Raw genomic sequence first — 25589 nt, forward strand, 5'->3', positions numbered from 1 at the left:
AACGCGAAACGGAGGCGGATTGCGCCACTCAGGCGACCGCGCCTGCCGCATGGCCGCTGGCCCAGGCCCACTGGAAGTTGTAGCCGCCCAGCCAGCCGGTGACGTCGAGCACTTCGCCGATGAAGAACAGGCCGGGTACGGTGGTCGATTCCATGCGGCTCGACGACACGCCGCCGGTATCCACGCCGCCCAGGGTCACTTCGGCGGTGCGATAGCCTTCGGTGCCGCTGGCGACGATCGGCCAGTGCGCCAGCTGGCGGGCGATGGCGGGCAGTTCGCCGTGGCTGTACTGGCGCATCGGCTTGCTGGTGAACCAGACCTCGCACAGGCGCTGCGCGAATCGTTTCGGGAAAACGTCGGCCAGCACGGTGCGCAGCTCCGCGGCGGGCTGCTCGCGCTGGCGTTCAAGCAGCCAGGCTTCGATGTCGTGTTCGGGCAGCAGGTCGAGCAACAGTTCCTTGCCCGGCTCCCAGTACGAGGACACCTGCAGGATCGCCGGGCCGCTGAGCCCGCGGTGGGTGACCAGCATGGCGTTGTCGAAGCGCGCCTTGCCGCAGCGCGCAGAGACATGCACCGACACGCCCGCGAGGTCGGCGTAGTGTTCCTGATGTTTGCCGCTGAGCGTCAGCGGCACCAGGCCGGCGCGCGTGGGCAGCACGGCGTGGCCGAACTGGCGGGCGATGTCGTAGCCGAAGCCGGTGGCGCCCATCTTCGGTATCGACAGCCCGCCGGTGGCGATAACCAGCGATTCCGTTGCCATCGCGCCGCCGGAAGTGCGCAGCGCGAAGCCGCCCGCGGGCGCGGCGCGGATCGTTTCGACGCTGCACGACGTCTCGATGAGCACGCCGGCCTCGGCGCATTCGGCCAGCAGCATGGCGACGACCTGCTTGGACGAGTCGTCGCAGAACAGCTGCCCCAGTTCCTTCTCGTGCCAGGCGATGCCGTGCGCATCCACCATGGCGATGAAGTGCTCCGGCCGGAAGCGCGCCAGCGCCGATTTGCAGAAGTGCGGGTTGGCCGACAGGAAATTGGCCGGCGTGGTGCCGGTGTTGGTGAAGTTGCAGCGCCCGCCGCCGGACATCAGGATCTTCTTGCCGCAGCGGTTGGCGTGTTCGAGCACGCGCACGCGGCGCCCGCGCCGCCCGGCGGTGAGCGCGCACATCAGGCCCGCGGCGCCCCCGCCGATGATGACCACGTCGTGTTCCATGGCGCGGACTCTAGCCGTTCACGTGCGCCCGCGACTATCCTCGGCCCCGGACAGGGGGAGTCGGACATGGCGGCGAAGAAGATCCTGGTGGGATGCCTGGTGGTGTTGCTGCTGTTCGCGCTGGGCGCGGTGGCGGCGTGGTGGTTCGTGCTGCGGCCGATGTGGAGCGCCGGCGTGGAGGGGGCCAAGACCTGGATCAGCGCCGTCGACCTGGGCGAGGACATCCGCAACCAGGCGCCCTACGATCCACCCGCCGACGGCCGCATGACGCCGGCCCAGGTCGAAGCCTTCGTGCAGGTGCAAAAGGTGGTGGCGGCCGAGATGGGCCCCGACCTGGCGCGGCTGGCGCGCGAGAGCCAGGCCGCGGCCAGCGAACGTGCCAGCGGGGCGCGCGAACCGTCGCTGCAGGACCTGGGCAAGGTGTTCGGGGAGACGTCGGCGCTGCTGTCGCGCCTGCGCGCGGCCCAGGCCAAGGGCGTGAACCAGGCGGGCATGTCGCGACAGGAGTACGCCTGGGTTCGCCGGCAGTCGGTCGCGGCGATGTCCGAGCTGGTGGCGCTACCCGGCGCCGCCGACATGGCCGGCATGGCAGGCCTGCCGGGCCTGCCGTCCTTCACGGGACCCGACCCGGACGACGAGGCGGCCCTGGCCGCGGCGCGGCACAACGCCACGCTGCTGCGCCCGCACCTGCCCCTGCTGGAGAAGACGCTGGGCGCGATGCCTACCGTGCCCTGAGCCGGCTCAGTCCTGGCCGGGGCCCTTGCGGTGCGGCTTCTTCGGGCCGAAGGACTTCTTCGGGCCGAACGGCTTGCGCTCGCCGAAGTCTTTCTTCGGGCCACCGAAGGGCTTCTTGCCGAAGGGCTTCTTGCCCGGCACCTTGCCGGCGGTGTCCGGCGGCTCGCCGTCGCGGGTGATGCGCAGCTGCTGGCCGGCGCACCAGACCGTCTTGAGGTGCGTCATCACGTCCGCCGGCATGCCGTCGGGCAGGTCGAGCAGGGTGTGGTCCTCGAAGATCTCGATGCGGCCGATGTGCTTGGCGTCCAGGCCGGCTTCGTTGGCGACGGCGCCGACGATGTTGCCCGGCTTCACGCCGTGGTCGTAGCCGACCTCGATGCGGAACGTGGCCTTGCCCTCGTCGGGCGTACGCGGTTCGCGCACCTTCTTGGCGAAGGCCGGGCGCTCGGGGCGGTCGCCGCGCTCGAAGCGGGCCGGCTTGGCGTAGCGGTCGGTGGCGTCCTGCACGTCGCGGTCGAAGGCACGCTTCTTGGCCTCGAACTTCGGCGGCTGCATCAGCAGCGGCACGTCGCCGCGGGCCATCTTGGCCAGCGCGGTGGCGATTTCGATGGCCGGCACGTTCATCTCGCGCTCGTAGTCCTCGATCAGCTTGCGGAACTCGGCCAGTTCGCCGGCTGCCAGCGTGTCGGTGATCTGCTGCTTGAACTTGGCGATGCGCACGTCGTTGACGGCGGCCACGGTGGGCAGCTCCATCGGCGTGATCGGCTGGCGGGTGGCGCGTTCGATGGCGCGCAGCATGCTGCGCTCGCGCGGGGCGATGAACAGGATCGCCTCGCCGCTGCGTCCGGCGCGGCCGGTGCGGCCGATGCGGTGCACGTAACTTTCGGTGTCGTAGGGCACGTCGTAGTTGACGACGTGGCTGATGCGGTCCACGTCCAGGCCACGGGCGGCCACGTCGGTGGCCACCAGGATGTCGACCTTGCCGTCCTTGAGCTGGGCGATGGTGCGCTCGCGCTGCGCCTGCACCACGTCGCCGTTGATCGCGGCGGCGGAGAAGCCACGCGCCTGCAACTTTTCGGCCAGTTCGTCGGTGGCCTGCTTGGTGCGGGCGAAGACGATCATGGCATCGAAGGGTTCGGCTTCGAGGATGCGGGTGAGCGCGTCGAGCTTGTGCATGCCGCTGACTTCCCAGCTGCGCTGGCGGATGTTGTCGGCGGTGCGGGTCTTGGCCTCGATCGTGACCTCGACCGGTTCCTTGAGGTAGGTCTGGGCGATGCGGCGGATGGCGTGCGGCATGGTCGCCGAGAACAACGCGGTCTGGCGCACCGCCGGCATCTTCTTGAGGATGGCCTCGACGTCGTCGATGAAGCCCATGCGCAGCATTTCGTCGGCTTCGTCCAGCACCAGGGTGCGCAGGTGCGAGAGGTCGAGCGAGCCCTTGTCCAGGTGGTCGATGATGCGGCCGGGAGTGCCGACCACGACGTGCACGCCGCGGCGCAGGGCCTGCAGCTGCGGGCCATACCCCTGGCCGCCGTAGATCGGCAGCACCCGGAAGCCGGGCAGGTGGGCGGCGTATTTCTGGAAGGCCTCGGCGACCTGGATGCCCAGTTCGCGGGTGGGGCACAGGACCAGGGCCTGGGGCGAGTTCACCGCCGGGTCCAGGCGCGCCAGCAGGGGCAGGGCGAAGGCGGCGGTCTTGCCGGTGCCGGTCTGGGCCTGGCCCAGCACGTCCTTGCCGGCCAGCAGGTGCGGGATGGTCGCGGCCTGGATGGGCGAAGGTGACTCGTAGCCGACGTCGGCCAGGGCCTTGAGAAGGGGCTCGCCGAGGTCGAGGTCGCTGAAAAGCAGGGGCGCGGTCGGCGCCACGTTCGTGGGGTCGGTCATGGGAAGTCCGTTGGAATTCGGGGTGCTTCGCATTCCGGCACACCACGGACACGAAGAAGGCGCGCGGATTATAGCCTAAATGGCACGCAAACGCCTGAACCGCTTCGGTATTGCGGCCGGGGACCGATACCTGAATCATGGGCCTCCCGCACCCCCCGGAGAACGACGATGCGCGCCATCCGCTCGAGCTTCCCGATTGCCCTGGCCTTCGCGGCCCTGGCCACCGCCTGCGCCACCACCCCCACCGGCCGCAGCCAGCTGATGCTCGTCGACGAGGCGGCCATGGACCGCATGGGTGCCAGCGCGTTCGACCAGATCAAGTCCAGCGGCCGCCTGGCCAACGACCCGGCGGCGAACCGCTACGTGCGCTGCGTCGCCGACGCACTGGTGAAGGTGCTGCCCGCGAACGAGCGCCAGCAGCGCTGGGAGATCGTGGTGATCCAGGACGACAGCCCCAATGCCTTCGCCTTGCCCGGCGGCAAGGTGGGCGTGCACACCGGCCTGTTCAAGGTGGCGACCAACCAGGACGAGTTGGCGGCGGTTATCGGCCACGAGATGGGCCACATGGTTTCGCGGCACGCGGCCGAACGGGTGTCGCAGCGCTACGCCACGGAAGCGGCGATGCAGGCGCTGAACTCGGCGACCGGCGGCGAGCGCCAGCAGCTGCTGGGCCTGCTGGGCGTGGGTGCGCAGGCCGGCGTGCTGCTGCCGTTCTCGCGCCAGCATGAAGTCGAGGCGGACGTGCTGGGCCAGCGCTACATGGCCCAGGCCGGCTTCAACCCGCAGGGCGCGCCGGCGGTCTGGGAAAACATGATCCGTGCGACCAGCGGCAGCCGGCCCCCGGCCTGGCTGTCGACCCATCCGGACCCGGCGTCGCGCGTTCAGTCGCTGCGCGCCTCGGCGCCGGGCCTGATGCCAACCTACCAGCAGGCCCGCGCCGCGGGCCGCGCGCCCAACTGCCGCTGACCCGGCGAGGACCCGAACCAAGATGGCCTACCTCTGGACCAAGCTCTTCCACGTGCTGTTCGTGATTGCCTGGATGGCGACGGTGTTCTACCTGCCGCGTTTCCTGGTGAACCTGGCCGAGGTGGGCGACCAGCCGGCGGTGCGCGACCGGCTGGCGCTGATGGGCAAGCGGCTCTACCGTTTCGGCCACGTGATGTTCGGCATCGCGTTCGCGCTGGGGCTGGCGCTGTGGTTCCACTTCGGCATCGTCGGCCCCTGGCTGCACGCGAAGCTGACGGTGGTGCTGCTGGTGCTGGCGCACTTCATCATCACCGGCCGCTGGCTCAAGCGCGCGGCCGCCGGCGGCAAGCTGCCGTCGCCGACGACCCTGCGCTGGTTCAACGAAATCCCGCTGCTGCTCGCCATCGCCATCCTCTGGCTCGTCTACTTCAAACCCTTCTGATTCCAGCTGGGTTTGTGGGGGGGGCTTCAGTCCAGATGCGCTTGGCCCTTGGCCAAGTGTCGCGCCCGGTTGATTCGCGGGTGGAGGCAGCGTGCAGTCGCCCTGGCCGACACGCCGCAAGTACGTCCATGTAGGCTTCTCGTCGACATCCATGTCTCCGAGAGTCGGCCAGGGCGACTGCACGCCACCTCCTGGAATGAACGTCGGGTCCGCCAGGAGATCAAGAGCGCAAGAGCGGGACGCGCGCTCGCTTGCCTGCCACGAATGCACGGCGCCTCCACTCGCGGTTGCTGCGGTTGCAGCGCCCTACTTGGCCATAGGCCAAGCGCAGCGGGACTGAAGTCCCTCCCACAAGGGCAAGGCAAGAAAGGCGGTGATCAGGCGCGCGGGCGCTGGCGCAGTTCGCGCCAGGCGACCACGCTCAGGGTGATGGCGGTCAGCGGGATGACCACGGTGCGCATCACCCAGGTGTATTCGTCCAGGCTGTCGTGGTCCTGGGTCCAGAGCACCAGGTAGGTCGTGTAGAAAACGTAGTAGGCCAGGAACAGCCCGCCTTCCCAGCGCGCGATCAGGTGCCCCGTGAACAGCACCGGCAGGCAGGCCAGCGACACTGCGAACATCACCGGCAGGTCGAAGGCCAGCAGCGCCCCCGGCACCACCAGCCCGTCGCGCGCGACCAGTGCGCTGATGCCCAGCACGCAGACCAGGTTGAAGATGCAGCTGCCCATCACGTTGCCGACCGCGATTTCGCGTTCGCCGCGCGCCGCCGCGATCACCGACGTCGCCACCTCCGGCAGCGACGTTCCGGCCGAGACGATGGTCAGGCCGATCACCAGCGGGCTGACGCCCAGCATCGTCGCGAACACCGTCGCCGACTGAACCAGCCAGCGCGAGCCGAACACCAGCATCACCAGGCCAAGCACCATCAGCAGCAGCTGCACCCACAGCTTCGAAAGCCAGGGTGAGTCGGCGCCGGTCACCAGCGGGTCGGAGACGGCGCCCGGGGCGGAACTGCGGCCGACGTAATACAGCAGCCCCGTATAGGCCAGCATCAGCGCCACCAGCACAAGGCCGTCGCCGAAGGAAATTTCCCGGTCCAGCGCCATCCAGCCCACCAGCAGGCACAGGCCCACCAGGATCGGCACTTCCTGCCGCACCAGCTGCCGGTCCACCACCAGCGGCGCCACCAGGGCCGACAGGCCCAGGATGAAGAGGATGTTGAAGATGTTGCTGCCGACCACGTTGCCCAGGGCCAGGTCGGTCTGGCCGTCCAGGGCGGCCTTGATCGAGATCGCCAGCTCCGGCGCGCTGGTGCCGAAGGACACCACCGTCAGGCCCACCACCAGCGGGGCGATGCCCAGGGACAGCGACAGGCGCGAGGCGCCGCGCACCAGCAGTTCGGCGCCCAGGATCAGCAGGGCAAGGCCGACAATGAAAAGCAGGATGGTCATGGGCTCTCCGGCATCAGACGGCCATTATCGCGCAACGATGTGTTCCCGTCGGCGACGAAGGGGATGACCCCGGGCCGGGGCGCGGCTATCTTCGGGTCTTCCCGTCCCGTCCGGCTGCCCGCATGGCCCTGGTTTCCCGCTGGTTCCGCATTCCCTTCTGGCAGCGCGTGCTCGCCGGTTTCGTGCTGGGCGCCCTGGCCGGCTGGCTGATGGGCGAGGCGGCGGCTACCTGGCTGCAGCCGCTGGGCACGCTCTACGTCACCCTGATCAAGATGATCGCCACGCCGCTGGTGTTCTTCGCGGTCATCAACGCCGTGTCCAGCCTGGCCGGGCAGGAGTCGATCGCCGCGCTGGGCACGCGCACCTTTCTGTGGTTCGCCGCCACGGCGGCGCTGGCGGTGCTGGTCGGCCTGGGTGCCGGCTGGCTGCTAAAGCCCGGCCTGGGGCTGGGCGAACTGGTGATGGCGCCGGACTACCAGGTCCGCGACGTGCCGGGCCCGGTGCAGGTGCTGCTGGACGTGGTGCCGGCCAATCCGTTCCGGGCATTGGCCGACGGCAAGATCCTTCAGGTGATTTTCTTCGCCGGCCTGCTCGGCTTCGCGCTGGTGAAGCTGGGCGAGAAGACCGCGCGGCTGCGCGCCCTGGCCGGCGAGGCCAGCGAAACGATGATCCAGGTGACGCGCTTCGTCCTCGAGTTCACCCCGATCGGCACCTTCGGCCTGATCGCCGCGCTGGTCGGTACCTACGGCTTCGAACGGCTGCTGCCGCTGGGTGGTTTCGTGGTCGCGCTTTACCTGGCCTGCGCGGTGCACATCGTGGTGGTCTACGGCGGCCTGCTCGCGGCGCACGGGCTGAGCCCGCTGAAGTTCTTCCGTGGCGCGGCGCCGGCGATGCAGGTGGCCTTCGCCACGTCGTCGAGCTTCGCGGCGCTGCCGGCCTCGCTGCGTTCGGCGGTGCACAACCTGGGCGTGAAGCAGGAATACGCCGCTTTCGCCGTGCCGCTGGGGGCCAGCATCAAGATGGACGGCTGCGGCGCCATCTTCCCGGCGCTTACGTCGGTGTTCATCGCCCAGTATTTCGGCATCGAACTCAGCGCCACCCAATACTTCATCATCCTGCTGGCTTCGGTGCTGGGCAGCTTCGGCACCGCCGGCGTGCCCGGCACCGCGATCGTGATGGCCACGGTGGTGCTCAGTTCGGCCGGCCTGCCGCTGGAAGGCCTGGGTTACCTGATCGCCATCGACCGCGTGCTGGACATGATGCGCACGATGACCAACGTCACCGGCCAGGTGCTGGTGCCGGTGCTGGTGGCGCGCGAACGGGGCCTGCTGGACCTTGACGCCTACCGCAACGCCGGCAGCAACGTGGGCATGGAAGCGGGTGAAGCCGGGCGCTGACGCGGCCATGACCTTCGTCACGGTGCGCGGGGGCCGTCGGGGCAGGTAGGCTCGGGGCTTCCCCGACCACGAGTGGCCCCCGATGAAACCGCAACCGCGACGCCTGCTGACGCTTGGCCTGCTGCTGGCCCTGCCCGTATTCGCCCAGGCCTCGGACCAGTGGGAAATCCCGGTCCAGACCCGCACCCTCGACAACGGCCTGACCGTGGTCGTTTCGCCCGACGACAGCGCGCCGGTCGTCGGCGTCAGCGTGGTCTACAAGGTCGGCATGCGCCAGGAGCCGCGCAACCGCACCGGCTTCGCCCACCTGTTCGAACACCTGATGTTCGAAGGTACCCCGAACGCGGGCGAGGGCGTGTTCGACAAGGTCATCACCTCCGGCGGCGGCCGCAACAACGGCTCGACCCGCCCCGACTTCACCAACTACATCGAAGTGGCGCCGGCCTCCGCGCTCGAACCGATCCTGTGGCTCGAGGCCGACCGCATGACCACGCTCGACTTCAACGAGCGCACCTTGAAGAACCAGCAGGACGTGGTGAAGGAAGAAATCCGCGTCAACGTCAAGAACCAGCCCTACGGCGGCTTCATGTGGCTCGACATTAACCAGCAGGCCTTCCAGAAGTGGGAAAACAACCACGACGGCTACGGCAGCTTCGAGGACCTCGAAGGCGCCACGGTCGAGGACGTCGCGGCCTTCCATCGTGACTACTACGGCCCCAACAACGCCGTGCTGTCGATCGCCGGCGACGTAACGGCGGAAGAAGGCTTCGCGCTGGCCGAAAAATACTTCGGCGGCATCCAGGCGCGGCCGACGCCGGAGCGCCCGGACGTTTCCGAACCCATCAACACCGGCGAAAAGCGCATCACCCAGCCCGACGCACTGGCCCAGGTGCCGGCGCTGGCCGTGGGCTGGAAGATCGCCGAACGCGGCAGCGACGACCACGCGCCCACAGCCGTACTGGCCGAAGTGCTGGCCGGCGGCGACGCTTCGCGCATGTACCAGGGCCTGGTGAAGGGCCGGGAAATGGCCATCAACGGCCAGTACCTGTTCGGCCTGACCAGCCCCTGGGAGTTCGACGGCCCGACCCTGCTGACCCTGTTCGCGCTTTACAAGCCGCAGTTCACCGCCGACCAGCTGCTGGCGGCGCTGGACGAGGAAATCGCCCGTATCGCCAAGGACGGCGTCGGCGACGAAGAACTGGCCCGGGTGAAGACCCAGATGCTGGCCGACTGGAACAACGGCATGGAAAGCCTGATCTCGCGCGCCGACAACCTGGCGCGCCTGCAGGCGATCTGGGGCGACGCCGCGGTGGCGAACCAGATCCCGGCGTGGATCGGGGACGTCGATTCCGCCGACATCCAGCGCGTCGCCGCCAGGTACCTCAGCGCCGAAAACCGCACCGTGATCGACCGCAAGCCGGCCGCGATGCTCGAAGCGGCCGCCAACAACGCCGGCCAGGAGTAAGACCATGAGCCTTCGCAGAACCTTGACCGCCCTGCTGGTGTCGGCCGTGCTCGCCCCGGCCGCCCTGGCGTCCGATATCGCGGCGATGCCGGCCGGCCTGCCGGACTTCGCCCCCGACAAACCCCTGCCCGTGCCCGAAGTGGCACGTCGCACCCTCGACAACGGGCTGCAGGTCTGGGTGGTGCCGCGCGACGGCGTGCCGCGCGTGGACTACGTGATGGTCTTCCGCGACGCTGGCCTGGCCGCGGACGCGCCGGAGACCCCGGCCTTCGCCTCCATGCTTGCCGGCTTGCTGGCCGAAGGCACGGACCAGCGCAGTTCGCGGCAGATCGCCGAAGCCGCCCAGGGCATGGGCGGCGGCATCGGTGGCTACGCGGCCACCGACGGGCTGGCGATCAACGCCAATGCGCTGCCTTCGAAGGCGGCCGACATGGCCGCGCTGCTGGCCGAAGTGACGCGCAGCCCCAGCTTCCCGGAGGACGAGATCCGGCTGGCGAAAGCCAATGCCCTGCAGGGCCTGAAGGCCGCCGAAGCGCAGCCGGGTTTCCGGGCCGAGCGGGCCATGCTGGCGGCGCTCTACGGCGACCATCCCTATGCGCGCACCCAGGCCACCGAAGCCGGCATCGAAGCGGTGGATCGCGACACCCTGGTGGCCGAACACGCCCGCCGCCTGCGCCCGGACAATGCGCTGCTGGTGATCGCCGGTCGCATCGGCGAAGAAGAGGCGATGGCCCTGGCGCAGCGCCACTTCGGCGACTGGCAGGCACAGGGCGATGCGCCGGCCGCCACGCCGGCCGCCCGCACCGGTGCCATGCCGACGCGCGTGTTGCTTGATCGCGAAGGCAGCGTGCAGTCCACCGTGCGCATCGGCCGTCCGGCCATCCGCGCCACCCATCCGGACCACATCCCGCTGCAGCTGGCCAGCACCGTGCTGGGCGGCAGCTTCAGCAGCCGCCTGATGCAGAACCTGCGCGAGGAGAAGGGATATACCTACGGCGCCCGTCTCGGGCAGCGCAGCCAGGCCGTCGGTGGGGCCCTGGTGTCGAGCGCCGACGTGCGCAACGAAGTGACCGGCGCCGCGATCGGCGAGTTCTTCGCCGAGTTCGATCGCCTGGCCAATGAACCGGTGCCGCCGCGCGAGCTGGACATGAACAAGCGCTACGTCGCCGGCAGCTACCTGATCTCCAACCAGCTGCAGCGTTCGGTGGCCGGGACCCTGGCCGGCAACTGGCTGAACGGCCTGCCGCCGGAATACATCGGCGAGTTCGTGCCGCGCATCCGCGAGGTCACCGCCGAGCAGGTGCAGGCGATGGGCCGCAAGTACTTCCAGCCGGCGCAGCAGTCGATCGTGGTGGTCGGCGACAAGGCGGTGCTGGAGCAGCTGGGCCAGTACGGCGAGTTCACGGTCGCCGAATGAGTTCCGGCCTTGCATGAAAAAGGGCCGCCCATTGGGCGGCCCTTTTTTTTCAGCAGGCGCCGATCAGCGGGCGCTGTCGGTGGTGCCCTGGCGACGCTCGCCGCCACCGCGCGGGCCGTGGCCCTTGGGGCCGGCGTGCGCGTGGCGTTCGCCGGTCCCGGCGTGCGGACGACGACCGCGCGGGGCGGCGCCTTCGCGGCGCGCCGGCGGACGGTTGCCGGCCGGGCGGCCGCGGGCCGGGCTGTCGTTGCCCATGCGCAGGGTCTTGGTCGGGGTGTAGCCTTCGACTTCGACCACCGTGATGTCGGCCTTGAGCACGCGCTGGATGGCGCGCAGCAGGCCGCTTTCGTCCTGGGCGACCAGCGAGATCGCCTCGCCGCTGGCGCCGGCGCGGCCGGTGCGGCCGATCCGGTGCACATAGTCTTCGGCGACCATCGGCAGGTCGAAGTTGATCACCAGCGGCAGCAGCGGGATGTCCAGGCCGCGGGCGGCCACGTCGGTGGCGACCATCACGCGGGCCTGGCCCGACTTGAAGTCGCGCAGCGCCTTCAGGCGCTGCCCCTGGCTCTTGTTGCCGTGGATGGCGACGGCGCTGATGCCGGACTTCTCCAGCTGTTCGGCCAGGCGGTTGCAGCCGTGCTTGGTGCGGCCGAACACCAGGATCTGGTCCTGGTGGCGCTTGCTGAGGATTTCGATCAGCAGCTCGCGCTTGCGCGACGTGTCGACCGGGTGCACGACGTGGCTGACGCTGGCGGCCGTGGCGTTTTGCGGCGTCACCTGCACCTGCTGCGGGTTGGTGAGGAAATCGAGCGCCAGCTTCTTGATCGATTCTTCGAACGTGGCCGAGAACAGCATGGTCTGGCGCTTGCGCGGCAGCGCCGAAAGCACGCGCCTGATCGCGGGAAGGAAGCCCATGTCGAGCATGCGGTCGGCTTCGTCGAGCACCAGGATCTCGACCTGGGACAGGTCGACGGTGCGCTGCTGCAGATGGTCGAGCAGGCGGCCCGGGCAGGCCACCAGCACGTCCACGCCGCGGCGCAGGGCTTCGATTTGCGGCTGCATGCCGGCGCCGCCGTAGACGGTGGCGGTGTTCATGCGCAGGTGCTTGCCGTAGGTGCGCAGGCTGTCGTTGACCTGCACGGCCAGCTCACGGGTGGGGGTAAGCACCAGCGCGCGTGGCTTGCGCGGGCCACGCTGGGGGCCGGCTTCGGCCAGGCGGTGCAGCAGCGGCAGCGCGAACGCGGCCGTCTTGCCGGTGCCGGTCTGGGCGCCGCCCATCAGGTCGTGGCCGGCCAGGGCCAGCGGGATCGCCTGGGCCTGGATCGGGGTGGGGGTGGTGTAGCCGACATCCGCCAGCGCGCGGACGAGCTCGGGCGCGAGCCCAAGGGACTGGAAATTCATCAAGTAGTGCTCCGTGGTGTAACCCGGAGCGTTCCCTGAAACCGCGCTGCGAGTCTTGCTTCTGATTTTTCGCCAGGCCGGGGCGGCCTGGGCGTGTTTGCGCAACGAAAGGCGTGCGGAGTGGGGCCTGGCGCAGGTCCGATGGAACGGAGGCCTGGCGGCGGGGCATACCGGGGGAAAACGGTCAGCCGGTGCAGCAAACGTTGCGCACTCTACGCTATGCGGGCCCTGCGGGCCATCCCCCGGCCTTTCGGCAGGTGAATGCCGTGTTCAGGCTGGCGTAGGATGGCGGCATGAAGATCAGCTTCGAACTAGAGCCCGGGGACATCGAACGCTTCCACGAAGCCCTTGAACGGGCCGAACGTCGCGTGGCCTGCGCCGAAGAGTGCGACATCGTCGCCGCGGCCCGGCACAGCCTGCAGACCCTGCCGATCGAAACGGCCCCCGGTTACATCCGTCAGCGGCTGCTGCAGGTCGTGGAGCTGCTGGAGATGCTCGAGGACGAAGCCTGGGCCCTGCCGCAGCTCGAACGCCGCGAGGTGCTCAAGCTGCTGGCCTACTTCAGCGACCCCGAGGACCTGATCCCCGACGACGTCGCCGTGATCGGCCTGCTCGACGACGCCATCATGCTCGAGCTGCTGCTGCGCGAGATCCGCCATGTCGTGGCGGCCTACGACGATTTCCGCCGGGCCAGGGACGACCTGGGCGCGGCCGCCGACGAAGCCGGCCGCATCAGCCGCGCCCGCGACCTGGCGCGCCGCCGCGACCAGCTGCAGGCGCGCATGCGCCGTCGCCGCGTGCGCGAGGCCGTCACCCGCGCCGGCAGTACCGGCGTCGGCGCCTGAACCCCAGGAGAAAGACAGATGAGCGGCGAGCAGCGTGAACTGACCTTCCGGTTCCTGGCCGAGCCCACCGACGTCAACTACGGCGGCAAGGTGCACGGCGGCGTGGTGATGAAGTGGATCGACCAGGTCGGCTACGCGGCGGCGGTGGGCTGGGCCGGTCGCTACAGCGTCACCGTGGCCGTGGGCGGCATCCGCTTCGTGGCGCCTATCCGCACCTCGGACATGGTCACCATCAGCGCCAAGCTCGTCTACACCGGCACCAGCAGCATGCACTTCTACGTTGACGTGTTCGCGCGCGACCCGATGACCGACGACGATGGCCGCCTGTGCACGCACTGCATGATCGTCTTCGTCGCGCTCGACGGCCCCGAGGGCAAGCCCGTGCCCGTCCCGGCCTGGACGCCCTCGGACGAGTCCGACCGGCGCCTCGCCGACTACGCGCTCAACGTGATGTCGCTGAGCAAGGACATCGAGCAGGCCGTCGCCCAGCTCAACGGATGAGCCCGCTCCACCACGCCCGGCGCTGGCTCTGGCTGTTGCTGGCTTACGTGGCGCTGGGGCTGGGCATCGTCGGCATCTTCCTGCCCGGCCTGCCGACCACGCCTTTCGTGCTGCTGGCGGCGTTCGCCGCTGCGCGTGGCTCCAAACGCCTGCATGCCCGGCTGCTGGCGCACCGCACCTTCGGGCCGATGATCCGCGAATGGCAGGCCACCGGCGCGGTGAACCGGCGGGCGAAGACCTGGGCGATCGGCATGATGGCGGCGAGCAGCGCGATCATGTTCGCCACCGCGCCCAAGTGGTGGATGGCGGGCATCGGCACCGGGATCATGGCGGTGGTGGGCCTGTGGCTCTGGCTGCGGCCGGAGCCGCCGGCCGGCTGACGTCGCCGGTTCAGTCCAGGATGCGTCGCGCGCCGGTGTAGTGGCGGCTCCAGTAAGGTCCGTCCAGGCGGTCGAGCCGCACGGTGCCGCCCGTGCTGGGCGCATGCACGAATCGACCGTCGCCGACATAGATGCCGACGTGGAAGATCGCGCCCTTGTCGCCGAACAGCACCAGGTCGCCGGGCGCCAGGCGGTCGCGCGGTGGCTTGCTGGCGTCGAAGCGGGCGATGTCGCGGGTGGTGCGCGGCAGGTAGATGCGCGCCGCGTCCAGGAACACGTAACCCACCAGGCCGCTGCAGTCGAAGCCGCCGTCGGGCGTATTGCCACCCCAGCGGTAGGGCGTGCCGACCAGGCCGAGGGCGCGCATCAGCACCTCGTTGGCGAGCAGGGGGTCGGCCGGCGCCACGTCCACCACCTTCAGCGCCGGGGCGGCCGGTGCCTGGGCGCGACGCGGCGACGACCCGCAGGCGGCCAGCAGGGCCGCCAGCAGCAGCACCAACCACGCCGCACTGCGCGGAACTGGCGCCGGGCAGGCGGGGCCGGGATAATGCGCGCTCGCTTTCACGGGTGCAGTTTGCCCCATCCCCGCCGGTCGCGTCACCGGCCCTTTCCCAGGTTTCCCATGAAGATCGAGAAGAACCGCGTCGTCCGCTTCCATTACACCGTTTCCGAACCGGGCCAGGATCCCGTCGAGACCTCGCGTGACCGCGATCCGATGGCCATCCTGGTCGGCCATGGCAACATCATCCCGGGCCTGGAGGCCGCGATGATGGACAAGGCCGAGGGCGATTCGTTCGACGTCACCGTCGGTCCGGAGGAAGCCTACGGCGAGCGCCGCGACAACTTCGTCCAGCGCGTGCCCAAGAAGCACCTGCGCAATGCCCGCGTGCGGCCCGGCGACCAGATCGTGCTGGAAACCTCGATGGGCCCGCGCGCGGTCACCGTCGTCAAGGTCGGCGGCACCGTGGTGGACGTCGACCTCAACCACCCGATGGCCGGCAAGACCCTGCAGTTCCAGGTCGAGATCGTCGGCGTGCGCGAAGCCGAGGCGGTCGAGATCGAACACGGCCACGTGCACGGCGATGGCGGCGTACAGCACTGATTCTGGTTTAAAGTGGGGCACGGGGCGGGGAGGCCCCTTGCCATGAACCAGACGATCCCCTTGGCGCCAGTGACCAGCGCCGACCGCATCCAGGCCCTCGACGCCATCCGCGGCTTCGCCTTGCTGGGCATCCTGCTGATGAACATCGAGGGCATGGCCGGCCCCTTGATGGCGTCCATGAGCGGCGTCGACCCGGCGCTTTCCGGCGCCGACCGCTGGGTGGACACGGCCATTTACCTGGTGGTGCAGGGCAAGTTCTTCCCGTTGTTCTCGATGCTGTTCGGCATGGGTTTCGCCATCATGCTCGCGCGCGCGCAGGCCGCCGGGCGGCCGTTCGTCGGCGTCTACCTGCGCCGGGTGCTGGCGCTGCTGGCCATTGGCCTGGCGCATGCGCTGCTGGTCTGGTCGGGCGACATCCTGGTCACCTACGCCCTGATGGCGCTGGTGATGCTGCTGTTCTTCCGCGGCACGCCCCAGTCCAGGCTGCCCAAGTGGGGCATTGCCCTGATGCTGGCCCCGGTGATGCTGAGCCTGGCCTTCGGCCTGCTCGGCAGCGCCATGCAGGCCATGCCCGAAGAGGCCCGCGCCGGCTTCGAGGCCTCCATGGCCGAACAGGCCCAGGCCATGGCGGCCCAGATCGAGGCCCAGCGCCAGGCCTACGGCAGCGGCAGCTTCGCCGAGGCCACCACCCAGCGGATCGACGATTTCCTGAGCATGATCGGCTTCATCGTCATCTATGGCGCCTTCATTCTCGGCCTGTTCCTGATCGGCGCCTGGTTCGCCCGCAGTGGTGCGATTGCGCGCCCGGCCGAACATGCCCGCCTGTTCACCCGCCTGCGCTGGGTCGCGCTGCCGGTCGGGCTGGCGATGGTGCTGGTGTCGTACTGGCTTGAGCCGGCCATGGACTTCGGCCGGCTCGATATCCGCGCTTCCACGGCCCAAGCCCTGCAGATGCTGGGCGGCGCCGTGATGGCCCTGAGCTACCTGGCCTGGGTGGTTCGCGCCCTGGAAGCACCCGCGACCGCGGGCCTGTTCGGCCTGCTTGGTCCGGCCGGGCGCATGGCGCTGACCAACTACCTGCTGCAGTCGATCGTGGCCAGCCTGGTCTTCTTCGGCTACGGCCTGGGCTATTTCGAACAATTGCCGCGCGCCTGGCAGCCGGTCTGCGTGTTCGCCTTCTTCGCCCTGCAGGTGGCCCTGAGCCACTGGTGGATGGCGCGCTTCCGCTTCGGCCCGGCCGAGTGGGCCTGGCGCGCCGCCACCTACCTGAACCTTCCGGCGATGCGCCGCGGGTAAACTGCGCGGCATGAGCCACGATGCCGATGTACTGGTGCTGGGCGCGGGCGTGGTTGGCCTGGCCTGCGCGCATTACCTGCTGTCCGAAGGGCGTTCGGTTCGCGTGCTCGACGCCGGCAAGGTCGGTGGCGCCACGTCCTGGGGCAATTGCGGCACGCTCACGCCCAGCCACGCGGCACCGCTGGCGGCGCCCGGCATGGTCGGGCAGGCCCTGCGCTGGATGCTGCGACCCGACGCACCGCTCTACATCCGCCCGCGCTGGGACCCGGCGCTGGCACGCTGGCTGGCCAAGGTGGCGGGCCGCTGCAATCGCCGGGACTGGCATGCGTCGGCCCTGGCCAAGGGCGCGTTGCTGAAGTATTCCCGCGTGCTGGTCGAAGACCTTGTCTATGGCCAGGGGCTGGACTGCGGCTTCGAGGCCGGCGGCCTGCACTACGTATTCCGCAAGCCGCGCGCGCTGGCCCGCTACCAGCGTGAGCTGCCGCTGCTGGCCGAGCTGGGCATCGCGGCGCAGGTGCTCGATGGCGCGGCCCTGGCGGCCGACGAACCCGCGCTCAAACCCGGCCTGGCCGGCGCCATCCATTTCCCCGGCGACGCCCAGCTGCGGCCCGACCGCTTCACCGCCGAACTGGCGCGCGTGGTGCGCGCGGCCGGCGGCGTCATCGAAGAAGGCGTGCGCGTCACCGGCTTCGAACGCGGCCGCAACGGCATCGAAGGCGTGCAGACCAGCGAAGGCCGGCGCAGCGGTGGCCGCGTGCTGGTGGCGATGGGCGCCTGGTCGGCGGGTTTCGCCGCCAACCTGGGCCTGCCGATCCCGATCCAGCCCGGCAAGGGCTATTCGATAACCTACGACCGCCCGGCGCTGGCACCGCGCCGGCCCTTGGTGCTCAAGGAACGCAGCGTCTGCGTCACCACCTGGGACGACGGCTACCGGCTCGGCAGCACGATGGAATTCAGCGGTTTCGACGATGGCGCCAACCCGCGCCGGCTGGCCGCGCTCGAGCGCGGCGCCGCCCAATACCTGCGTGAACCCACCGGTCCGGCGCGGCGCGAAGAGTGGCACGGCTGGCGTCCGATGACCTGGGACGACCTGCCGATCCTGGGCCGGGCGCCGGGCCACAACAACCTGTTCCTGGCCACCGGCCACGGCATGATGGGCATGGGCATGAGCGCCGGTACCGGCCGCCTGCTGGCCGACCTGATGACCGGCCGCACGCCGGCCATCGACCCCGCGCCTTACGCACCTTCGCGCTTCGCCGGCTAGACTGGCCGGCATGAGCGACGTCTTCAGCCTCCACCGCGGTGAACTGCCGCTGCTGGTCAGCCTGCCGCACGACGGCATCGCGCTGCCCGAGGACATCGCCGCGCGGGTCACCGACGCGGCCCGGGGCGTGCCCGACACCGACTGGTACGTGAGCCGCCTGTACGACTTTGCGCGGGCGCTGGGTGCGTCGGTGCTGGTGCCCAATTATTCGCGCTACGTGGTCGACCTCAACCGCCCGCAGGACGACGTGTCGCTCTACCCCGGCCAGAACACCACCGGGCTGTGCCCGGCGCGCCGGTTCACCGGCGACCCGATCTACCTGCCGGGCCAGGAGCCCGGGCCGGACGAGATCGCGATGCGGGTCGAGCGCTACTGGCGGCCCTATCACGACGCCCTGGGTGAAGAATTGCAGCGGCTGCGGCGGGCGCACGGCCGCGCCGTGCTCTGGGAAGGCCATTCGATCCGCAGCGTGCTGCCCTTCCTGTTCGAGGGCCGGCTGCCCGACCTCAACCTGGGCACCGCCGCCGGCGAAAGCTGCATGCCGGCGACGCAGGCGCGCCTGGAGGCGGTGCTTGCGGCGCAGTCCGATTACACCTGGGTGGCCAACGGACGGTTCAAGGGCGGTTACATCACCCGCCACTACGGCCAGCCCGGCCAGGGCGTCGAGGCGATCCAGCTCGAGATCGCCCAGCCCTGCTACATGGACGAGGACGCCGGGCGCTACCAGCCCGAACGCGCCGGCCGGCTGCAGCCGCTGTTGGCTTCGCTGCTGCGCGCCTCCCTGGGCTGAGCCAGGCCGGGCAGGGCCGGGTGCGTGAACGCCACCGGCGAGGCGCAGTCTGGTTCACGGGCCGCCGGGTGCGAGGCCGGGCCGGAATCGTGATGGCCAGCCGCCTGGCCTTCCCCCGCCTGCAGGCCGACCGCCAGCGCCACGGCCAGGAAGAGCACCAGCAGGCGCAGCATCAGCCCGCGCTTGCGTGGCAGGGAGCGCGCGTGAGCCGTCATCGCTGGCGCCTCGCGCCGATGTCCACGCGGGTGGTGTCGCGCACCCGCACCTCGATGGCCCGGCTTTCGCCGTCCTCGGCCAGGAACCAGGGCAGCGGCAGGTTGTCGGGCACCACTTCCACCGTATGCGCGCCGGTGGCGACGCGCGGGAACTCGAACTCGCCCTGGCTGTCGGTACGCACCGCGTAGCGGCCATCGAGCAGCACGGTGACATTGGCCGCGGGCAGTTCGGACGCCGAACGTTCGCCATCGCCGTTTTCGTCCAGGAACACGCTGCCGCGGATCGAGCCGGCGGCCGCCCCCGGCTGGCCACCCAGCACCCCGGCGCTGGTGCCCGCCTGGCGCTCGTAGCGCAGGCTGACGAACACCGACCGGTCGCGCGGAAGGGTGACGAAGGGCTGTTCGGTCGCCAGCGGGTCGATGATGAACGGCGAGCGTCGCGAACCCTGGTTTTCGTAGAGGCTGCCGACCAGCCACCAGTGGCTTGCCACGCGCCAGGCCAGGTTGATATTGAGGTCGGCGCCACGGAACTGGTCGCCGCCGGTCCAGCGGGCGCTGCCGTCGAGCGTCACCCGTTCGCCCAGGTCCAGGCCACCGTAGGCGGACACCGTCGCCACCGCCTCTGCCGGCCGGCTGTCGTAGGAAAGCTCGCCATAGGCCGCGGAAAAACTGAGGCGGCGGCCCTTGCGCAGGGGCAGCGCGTGGTCGACGCCGACCTGCCAGCTGTCGTCGTCGCCACCGCCGCTGCGGCTGGTCGCGTGTTCGATCTGCAGGCGGGTCTGGCCCCAGCGCAGGGTCTTGTCCAGGAACAGCTGGGTGGAGGTCGATTCCGTGCCCGTCGAGGTGCGCAGCGCCAGGCTGCCGCCATAGGCCAGCGAGGGGCTGGACTGGTAGCGCGCGTAGCCGGTGCCGTACCAGCCATCGAAGGAACGGCCGCTGACGCTTTCGATGCGGTCCAGTCCGCCGCTCCAGCTCCAGCGAGCGTGCTGGTAGGCAAGGCGGTAGTAAGCGCCCCGCGAATCGTTGATCACCGGCTGCGCGCCCCAGGCCATGTCGGGTTCGAGGTTGAACAGCCCGTAGCGGTGCGTATAACGCCCGGCCCGCAGCGAACCGTCGAGCCACAGGCCCCAGGCATCCACGCCGTCCTTGCGGCTGCTGAGCAGGTTCGCGTTGACCCGGTGGTCCCCGTGCTGCCAGCGGCTGGCCCAGTGCACGGCGTCGGTGCTCTCGGGCAGCAGCACGGGCACGCCGGCCGGGGTCTGAACGATCTGGCCTTCGGTGCTTAGCAGGGAAACGGCCGTGGTCAGGCTTTCGCCCAACTGCCACTGGCCGCCGACGGTGCCGACGTTGCCGTCACCGAGTTCGAAGCCGACCACGCGGGCGCCGCTGAACAGGCCACTGCGGCCCAGTCCGGCGAACCACTGCAGGCCATCCTCGGGTCGCGTCCACTGGGTGCTCAGGCCGGCCATGGCGACCGAGGGCAGGAAGATGCGGAACTGTTCCTGCAACACCGCGCTGGTGGGCGTGTTCACCACGCCCAGGCCGTTGTTGCCGCGCCAGCCGCCGTGCAGGTACAGGCCACGCTGCCAGAGCGTGGCCGTGCCGCCGAGTTCGGAGTCGCCGCCGGGGCCGACGTCGGCCTGCAGCAGGGTGGCGTTGAGTGAAAAGGTGCCGTGCGCTTCGGTTTCCCGGAAGCCACCGAAGGACAGGCCGAACTCGGAAAAGTCGTCGTCGCCGCGTTGGGTGTGGCTGGCGGTGAGTTCGGCGCGGAACGAACGCGGCAGGCCGCTGGGGTCGAAGTCGACTTCCGGGTCGTCGGGCAGCGGCGCCAGGTCTTCTTCGGCGATGACGTTGTCCTGCCAGGGCTCACCCTCGAGCGCCGCCTCGTCCTGCGCGGCCACCGGGCTGGCATAGGCGAGGGCGACGAGGACGGCAAGGCACGTCCTCGTTGGCTGGCGGAGCCGCTTCATTCCGCGGCCTGGGTGTCGACGGCGAAGGGCGAGCCCTTCCATTCGGTGCGGCCGCTGATGGCCAGCGGGAAGGCCAGGTCGGCGGTTTCGCCTTCGGCCAGCACCGGGAACAGGACGATGTCGCGACGGGCGCCCGGCAGCACCGGGTGGCCGGCCGGCGAGAAGGTCCACTTGCGGCCTGCGGCATCGCGGGCGTCGAGGAAACCCTGCAGGCGCCCGTGGGCGTTGCCGTCGTTGCGCACGGTCAGGTAGGGCAGCTTGCGGCCACCTTCCTCACGCACGCCGCTGCCGTCGAGCACCAGGCGCGCGGCGCCGGCACCGATGTCGAGGTAGACGATGATGCCGATGCGCCCGGCGACCGGCATGGGCATGTTCGGCACCCGCACCGGCTCGCCTTCGAAAAGGATCGCGAAGCGGCACTGGCCGTCGGGCGTGCCCTCGGGCACCCGGACTTCGAAGCGGAAGCGCCGCTTCGAGCGGGCCCCGACTTCGATTTCCTGGGCTTCGATCGCCGTCCACGGCCGGCAACTGCCTTCTTCCAGGGACTTGGAGAACTCGGCGTTGCCGCTGGCGTCGAGCGACCAGTCGGCGGTTCCGACCTTCAGGCGCAGCGGCAGGTTCGAGGTGTTGTAGACCTCGACGACGTCGCGGTAGACGCTGCCGGCCTTCGCCTGCTCTTCGAAGCGGGGCGGCGAAAGCTGGGCGGAGAATTGCGCCAGTACGGCCGGGGGCGTGGCCAGGAACAGGGCGGCCATCACCGCAAGGACGAGGTATCGGCTCACTGGCCCTCCAGCTCGATTTCAAAATAGAAGTCGAGCACCTCGGGACGCTCGAGCAGGTTGCCGTCGGCGAAGATCGTCAGCACGAAAGTGTCCGACAGGCTGCCCTCGGTGACCGGGCCGGCATACACCAGGGCCCGCTCGCCGTCGGAAAAGGCGCCGGGCAGCAGCGGGCCGCGCGCGCTCCATTCCACCCGCACCGGCGTCGCCTGTTTGGCCAGCACCTGGTAGATGCGGACGTTGCGGCCCAGCCAGGGCGAGGTGTCCAGGCGAACCAGCACGGTGACCTGGCCGGCCATGAGGTTGCCGTTGCCGGGCGCGGCGTCCAGCCATTGCATGCGCACAAGACCGCCCAGCACCTGGCTGGCGCTGTCGTCGACACGCTGCGGATTGTTGGCCAGGGAAACCGCCGGCGCCAGCGCCAGCAGGGCAAGGCAGGCCCAGTGCAGCAGCCGGTTCACGGCGTCACCAGCGTGAAGGTGACGGTGGTGGTGTAGGTTCCCGCGGCGACCACCTGGCTGTTGGCGTAGCTGAAGCTCAGGCAGCTTTCGTTCCAGGTGTTTTGCTGGAAGGTGGTCAGCGGGTTTGAGCCGGCGGCCAGCTGCCCCGGGGGGACCGGCTGCGCGCCGCTGTCGCCGATGCCGCTGGTGGTCCAGCTGATCTCGGAGACGGGAATGGTGTTGCCCTGCGCGCTGTTGAGCGTCGGCGGTGAAAGCACGCTCAGCTGGGCGGCAAAGTTGTTGGAGGCACCGGGCCGGCGGAAGAAGCCGCCGACGTAGATCTGGCCGGCATTGCAGAACTGGAAGCCGTCGTAGTCGCTGCTGGTGCGGCCGTTTCCGGTCATCGGCTGCGGCACGCCGTTGCCGATATCCAGCGGGCTGAGCACCACCCGCACCTGGCTGACGGCGCCGCCGCTTTCAGGTGAGCCGCCCGAGGTCCAGGGCCGGATGCCCCCGCCGTTGACCCACCACGGATAGTTCTCGAACTCACCGTCGCCCACCCGCAGGTAGACCGACCGGTCGCCGGCGTCGATCGGCACCTGGAAGCCCAGGGCGGACCCGGGGACCAGGAGCGCCAGGAGCAGGGCGATGGCGGGAATGATGCGCATGGGAGGCCAGGCGGAGGGGGCGGGACCGGCGTTGCCGGTCCCGCCCGGCTTCGCGTCGCTTACGGGGCGGTCGCGGTGTAGGTGACGGTGCCGGTGTAGGTGCCGCCGCTGACCAGCAGGTCATTCTCGTAATCGAACGACCAGGTGTCGCTGCGGTTCACGACGCCGTTGGTCGCCGGGATGGTGACCGCGGCCGCGCCCACGACCGGGACGTCCAGGCCGGTGGCGCCGCCGGTGGCGGCCGTGCCGGTGATCTGCGACCAGGGAATGGTTTCGGTGCCATTGGTCAGGCCGGTGCCCGAGCCGACCGCCTCGAGATCCACGTCGCCGGCATTGCTGACCAGGCGCACGCCGACGGTGATGTCGCCGTCCACGGCGGTGCCGTTGCCGATCTGGCTGTCGACGTCGGCGATGCTGGCAACGCCGGAGAGGTCGAAGGTGACCGTGTCGACGGTGGTGCCGGCGGAGCCGACCTGCAGGTAAAGGAAGCGCGGGATGACGATCTCGAAGTCGAGGTCGGCGTTGGCGGTCAGGGCGCCGTTGCCGATGTCGAATTCGGAATCGGCCACAGCCGGGGTCATCGCGATCAGGCCGAGGGCCGCCACGCCGGTGAGGGCGAGGCCTCGGATGCTACGGACGTTCTTCATGAGCAGGTTTCCTTTGAAGTTTGCTTTGGGTGAAACGACTGGACTGTTTGGTCGACATTCCGGGCCGGATCACCGACCAGGGGCTCGCAAACTGCGGGCGAAAGGACTGAAGCAGGAAGCGTGCCAACCTGGCTGCCGCCGGGAAGCCACGGCGAGCTGGCGCCCAAAAGCGTGCACTGGTTCACAGTATGTGAAGGCATGGCCGCACGCAAACCGGGGCCAACACCGGCCGTCCGGCCGACGAACGGCAGCCTGGCCCGGGCAGGCGGGGTGAAAATGTGACGCAACACGTCACCTTTCCGGGAGGTTCGTCACGGTTTGCGCGGCAATCCGGGGCCGGGATGGCCCTGTTCCCGGCCCGGGCCGGCCGGTTCAGACTTCCAGCGAAGCCAGGTCGCCCTTCGATTCCAGCCAGGCCTTGCGGTCGCTGGCGCGCTTCTTGGCCAGCAGCAGGTCCATCAGCGACCGGGTCTGGTCGGCGTCGTCCACCGTCAGCTGCACCAGGCGGCGGGTATCGGGGTGCACGGTCGACTCGCGCAGCTGCGAGGGGTTCATCTCGCCCAGGCCCTTGAAGCGGGTGACGCTGACCTGGCCGCGGATCTTCTCGCGCTCGATCCGGTCCAGCAGCAGGCGCTTTTCTTCTTCGTCCAGCGCGTAGAACACCTGCTTGCCCACGTCCACGCGAAACAGCGGCGGCATCGCCACGAAGATGTTGCCCGCCGTCACCAGGGCCGGGAAGTGGCGCAGGAACAGGGCGGCCAGCAGGGTGGCGATGTGCAGGCCGTCGGAGTCGGCGTCGGCCAGGATGATCACTTTTCCGTAGCGAAGGCCGTCGATGTTGTCCACGCCCGGGTCGCAGCCGATGGCCACGGCCAGGTCGTGCACCTCGTTCGAGGCCAGCACGCCGCCGGATTCGACTTCCCAAGTGTTCAGGATCTTGCCGCGCAGGGGCAGGATGGCCTGGAACTCCTTGTCGCGGGCCTGCTTGGCGCTGCCGCCGGCCGAGTCACCTTCCACCAGGAACAGTTCGGTGCGGCCCAGGTCCTGGCTGATGCAGTCGGCCAGCTTGCCGGGCAGGGCCGGGCCCTGGGTGATCTTCTTGCGCACCACCTGCTTTTCGGACTTCAGCCGGGCCGAGGCACGGTCGATCGCCAGCTGGGCGATCTGGGTGCCGAGTTCGACGTGCTGGTTGAGCCACAGCGAAAACGCGTCGTGCGCCGCGCCTTCGACGAAGGCGGCGGCCTGGCGCGAACTAAGGCGTTCCTTGGTCTGGCCGCTGAACTGCGGATCGGTCATCTTCAGGCTCAGCACGAAGCTGATGCGGTCCCAGACGTCCTCGGGCGCAAGCTTCACGCCGCGCGGCAGCAGGCTGCGGAAGTCGCAGAACTCGCGCAGCGCGTCGGTGAAACCCGAACGCAGGCCATTGACGTGGGTGCCGTGCTGGGCGGTGGGGATGAGGTTGACGTAACTCTCCTGCACCAGCTCGCCCTCGGGCACCCAGGCCACCGCCCAGTCGGCGATCTCGGTGTCCTTGGACAGGTGGCCGACGAACAGTTCGGACGGAAGCAGCTCCCGGTCGGCCAGCGCGCCGCGCAGGTAGTCGCGCAGGCCGTCCTCGTAGTACCACTCGTCCTTGTCGCCGCTGGCGGCGTCGTGCAGCTTCACCGTAAGGCCCGGGCAAAGCACCGCCTTGGCGCGCAGCAGGTGGCGCAGGGCGCGGATGGAAATCTTCGGCGAGTCGAAGTACTTCGGGTCGGGCCAGAAGCGCAGGCGGGTGCCGGTGTTGCGCTTGCCGACCGTGCCGACCACGTCCAGGGCCGAGCTGCGGTCGCCGTCGCGGAACTCCATGCGGTGTTCCTGGCCGTCGCGCTTGATGAACACCTCGACCTTCTTCGACAGCGCATTGACCACGCTGACGCCGACGCCGTGCAGGCCGCCGGAGAAGGTGTAGTTCTTGCCGCTGAACTTGCCGCCCGCGTGCAGGCGCGTGAGGATCAGTTCGACGCCCGGGATGCGCTCCTCGGGGTGCACGTCCACCGGCATGCCGCGGCCGTCGTCGGAGACCTCGACGCTGCCGTCGGCGTGCAGCACGACCTCGATCAGCCTGGCGTGCCCGCCCAGGGCCTCGTCCACCGAGTTGTCGATGACCTCCTGGGCCAGGTGGTTGGGCCGGGTGGTGTCGGTGTACATGCCCGGGCGGCGTTTGACCGGGTCCAGGCCCGACAGGACTTCGATGTCGGCGGCGTTGTAGCGGGTGTTCATGCGGGGGAAGGGCCTTCCTGGCGGGGTCTTGCGGTGGCGGGCAGGATGCGCGGCGGCCCGGGGCC

Annotated in this window: 25 protein-coding genes; 13 read left to right on the forward strand and 12 right to left on the reverse strand. The window is 69.7% G+C overall.

The features are described 5' to 3' along the window. Positions 1 to 28: 28 nt before the first annotated feature. Complete coding sequence (locus IEX13_RS02700) at positions 29 to 1207, reverse strand: BaiN/RdsA family NAD(P)/FAD-dependent oxidoreductase (protein WP_188660996.1); 1179 nt, start codon at positions 1205 to 1207, stop codon at positions 29 to 31. A gap of 66 nt (positions 1208 to 1273) precedes the next feature. Between IEX13_RS02700 and IEX13_RS02705 the strand changes: the two genes are divergently transcribed. Then, complete coding sequence (locus IEX13_RS02705) at positions 1274 to 1942, forward strand: hypothetical protein (protein WP_188660999.1); 669 nt, start codon at positions 1274 to 1276, stop codon at positions 1940 to 1942. A gap of 6 nt (positions 1943 to 1948) precedes the next feature. On the opposite strand, the gene IEX13_RS02710 is transcribed toward IEX13_RS02705, so the two are convergent. After that, positions 1949 to 3826 carry a DEAD/DEAH box helicase gene (locus IEX13_RS02710; RefSeq protein WP_188661002.1) on the reverse strand — a complete coding sequence of 626 codons (1878 nt, stop codon included), beginning with the start codon at positions 3824 to 3826 and terminating at the stop codon, positions 1949 to 1951. Between the two features lie 168 nt (positions 3827 to 3994). Here IEX13_RS02710 and IEX13_RS02715 point away from each other — a divergent pair, with 168 nt between their 5' ends. Together IEX13_RS02715 and IEX13_RS02720 are read left to right on the forward strand one after the other, a co-directional pair. Continuing rightward, positions 3995 to 4792 carry a M48 family metallopeptidase gene (locus IEX13_RS02715; protein WP_188661005.1) on the forward strand — a complete coding sequence of 266 codons (798 nt, stop codon included), beginning with the start codon at positions 3995 to 3997 and terminating at the stop codon, positions 4790 to 4792. Positions 4793 to 4814: 22 nt separating this feature from the next. Beyond that, a complete protein-coding gene (locus tag IEX13_RS02720; RefSeq protein ID WP_188661008.1) occupies positions 4815 to 5234 on the forward strand; it encodes a CopD family protein in 420 nt (139 codons plus the stop codon). A 377-nt stretch (positions 5235 to 5611) separates the two neighbouring features. Here IEX13_RS02720 and IEX13_RS02725 read toward each other — a convergent pair whose 3' ends face one another. Continuing rightward, a complete protein-coding gene (locus tag IEX13_RS02725; protein ID WP_188661011.1) occupies positions 5612 to 6685 on the reverse strand; it encodes a calcium/sodium antiporter in 1074 nt (357 codons plus the stop codon). A 122-nt stretch (positions 6686 to 6807) separates the two neighbouring features. Here IEX13_RS02725 and IEX13_RS02730 point away from each other — a divergent pair, with 122 nt between their 5' ends. The 3 genes from IEX13_RS02730 (at position 6808) to IEX13_RS02740 (ending at position 10964) form a co-directional block, all read left to right on the forward strand. Beyond that, positions 6808 to 8082 carry a dicarboxylate/amino acid:cation symporter gene (locus tag IEX13_RS02730; protein WP_188661016.1) on the forward strand — a complete coding sequence of 425 codons (1275 nt, stop codon included), beginning with the start codon at positions 6808 to 6810 and terminating at the stop codon, positions 8080 to 8082. Between the two features lie 82 nt (positions 8083 to 8164). Then, positions 8165 to 9547 carry a M16 family metallopeptidase gene (locus IEX13_RS02735; protein ID WP_188661019.1) on the forward strand — a complete coding sequence of 461 codons (1383 nt, stop codon included), beginning with the start codon at positions 8165 to 8167 and terminating at the stop codon, positions 9545 to 9547. 4 nt (positions 9548 to 9551) lie between these two features. Next, positions 9552 to 10964 (forward strand): M16 family metallopeptidase, encoded by a 1413-nt coding sequence (locus tag IEX13_RS02740; protein WP_188661022.1) that lies wholly within the window; start codon positions 9552 to 9554, stop codon positions 10962 to 10964. A gap of 63 nt (positions 10965 to 11027) precedes the next feature. Here IEX13_RS02740 and IEX13_RS02745 read toward each other — a convergent pair whose 3' ends face one another. Further along, a complete protein-coding gene (locus IEX13_RS02745) occupies positions 11028 to 12365 on the reverse strand; it encodes a DEAD/DEAH box helicase (protein WP_188661024.1) in 1338 nt (445 codons plus the stop codon). Between the two features lie 293 nt (positions 12366 to 12658). Between IEX13_RS02745 and IEX13_RS02750 the strand changes: the two genes are divergently transcribed. The 3 genes from IEX13_RS02750 to IEX13_RS02760 are packed head-to-tail and all read left to right on the forward strand — an operon-like array spanning position 12659 to position 14091. Continuing rightward, positions 12659 to 13210 carry a YkvA family protein gene (locus tag IEX13_RS02750; protein WP_188661027.1) on the forward strand — a complete coding sequence of 184 codons (552 nt, stop codon included), beginning with the start codon at positions 12659 to 12661 and terminating at the stop codon, positions 13208 to 13210. Between the two features lie 18 nt (positions 13211 to 13228). Further along, on the forward strand, positions 13229 to 13711 hold the full coding sequence (locus tag IEX13_RS02755; protein WP_188661029.1) for an acyl-CoA thioesterase: 483 nt from the start codon (positions 13229 to 13231) through the stop codon (positions 13709 to 13711). After that, positions 13708 to 14091: a YbaN family protein gene (locus tag IEX13_RS02760; RefSeq protein WP_188661033.1), complete on the forward strand. Its 384-nt coding sequence runs from the start codon at positions 13708 to 13710 to the stop codon at positions 14089 to 14091. Before IEX13_RS02755 ends, IEX13_RS02760 begins: the two co-directional genes overlap by 4 nt. Positions 14092 to 14101: 10 nt before the next feature. Here IEX13_RS02760 and IEX13_RS02765 read toward each other — a convergent pair whose 3' ends face one another. Continuing rightward, the gene (locus IEX13_RS02765; protein ID WP_188661036.1) at positions 14102 to 14674 is read right to left on the reverse strand and encodes a C40 family peptidase; all 573 of its coding nucleotides are present in this window, start codon (positions 14672 to 14674) and stop codon (positions 14102 to 14104) included. Between the two features lie 39 nt (positions 14675 to 14713). On the opposite strand from IEX13_RS02765, the gene IEX13_RS02770 reads away from it, so the two are divergent. The 4 genes from IEX13_RS02770 to hutG are packed head-to-tail and all read left to right on the forward strand — an operon-like array spanning position 14714 to position 18543. After that, positions 14714 to 15193 carry an FKBP-type peptidyl-prolyl cis-trans isomerase gene (locus IEX13_RS02770; protein WP_188661038.1) on the forward strand — a complete coding sequence of 160 codons (480 nt, stop codon included), beginning with the start codon at positions 14714 to 14716 and terminating at the stop codon, positions 15191 to 15193. A gap of 42 nt (positions 15194 to 15235) precedes the next feature. Further along, positions 15236 to 16489, forward strand: a complete 1254-nt coding sequence (locus tag IEX13_RS02775) for a DUF418 domain-containing protein (protein WP_188661041.1) — start codon at positions 15236 to 15238, stop codon at positions 16487 to 16489. Between the two features lie 10 nt (positions 16490 to 16499). Further along, the gene (locus tag IEX13_RS02780) at positions 16500 to 17753 is read left to right on the forward strand and encodes an NAD(P)/FAD-dependent oxidoreductase (RefSeq protein WP_188661044.1); all 1254 of its coding nucleotides are present in this window, start codon (positions 16500 to 16502) and stop codon (positions 17751 to 17753) included. A 10-nt stretch (positions 17754 to 17763) separates the two neighbouring features. Further along, positions 17764 to 18543, forward strand: a complete 780-nt coding sequence (hutG, locus tag IEX13_RS02785) for an N-formylglutamate deformylase (RefSeq protein ID WP_188661047.1) — start codon at positions 17764 to 17766, stop codon at positions 18541 to 18543. Here the strand turns inward: hutG and IEX13_RS02790 are convergent. The 7 genes from IEX13_RS02790 to parE form a co-directional block, all read right to left on the reverse strand. Then, complete coding sequence (locus IEX13_RS02790) at positions 18474 to 18758, reverse strand: hypothetical protein (protein ID WP_188661050.1); 285 nt, start codon at positions 18756 to 18758, stop codon at positions 18474 to 18476. The genes hutG and IEX13_RS02790 overlap by 70 nt on opposite strands. Continuing rightward, positions 18755 to 20659 carry a carboxypeptidase-like regulatory domain-containing protein gene (locus IEX13_RS02795; protein WP_188661053.1) on the reverse strand — a complete coding sequence of 635 codons (1905 nt, stop codon included), beginning with the start codon at positions 20657 to 20659 and terminating at the stop codon, positions 18755 to 18757. Before IEX13_RS02795 ends, IEX13_RS02790 begins: the two co-directional genes overlap by 4 nt. Before the next feature lie 65 nt (positions 20660 to 20724). Next, entirely contained in the window at positions 20725 to 21510 is a 786-nt protein-coding gene (locus tag IEX13_RS02800; protein WP_188661056.1) for a hypothetical protein, read from the reverse strand. Continuing rightward, the gene (locus IEX13_RS02805) at positions 21507 to 21968 is read right to left on the reverse strand and encodes a hypothetical protein (RefSeq protein WP_188661059.1); all 462 of its coding nucleotides are present in this window, start codon (positions 21966 to 21968) and stop codon (positions 21507 to 21509) included. Before IEX13_RS02805 ends, IEX13_RS02800 begins: the two co-directional genes overlap by 4 nt. Further along, positions 21965 to 22615, reverse strand: a complete 651-nt coding sequence (locus tag IEX13_RS02810) for a hypothetical protein (RefSeq protein ID WP_188661062.1) — start codon at positions 22613 to 22615, stop codon at positions 21965 to 21967. The genes IEX13_RS02805 and IEX13_RS02810 overlap by 4 nt, the downstream gene beginning before the upstream one ends. 59 nt (positions 22616 to 22674) lie before the next feature. Next, positions 22675 to 23262 (reverse strand): hypothetical protein, encoded by a 588-nt coding sequence (locus IEX13_RS02815; RefSeq protein WP_188661065.1) that lies wholly within the window; start codon positions 23260 to 23262, stop codon positions 22675 to 22677. A 372-nt stretch (positions 23263 to 23634) separates the two neighbouring features. Then, positions 23635 to 25524, reverse strand: coding sequence for a DNA topoisomerase IV subunit B (gene parE, locus IEX13_RS02820; RefSeq protein WP_188661067.1), 1890 nt, complete (start codon positions 25522 to 25524; stop codon positions 23635 to 23637). Between the last annotated feature and the right edge of the window lie 65 nt (positions 25525 to 25589).

It is taken from the genome of Arenimonas soli, from assembly GCF_014643775.1.
Classification (GTDB): Bacteria; Pseudomonadota; Gammaproteobacteria; order Xanthomonadales; family Xanthomonadaceae; genus Arenimonas; species Arenimonas soli.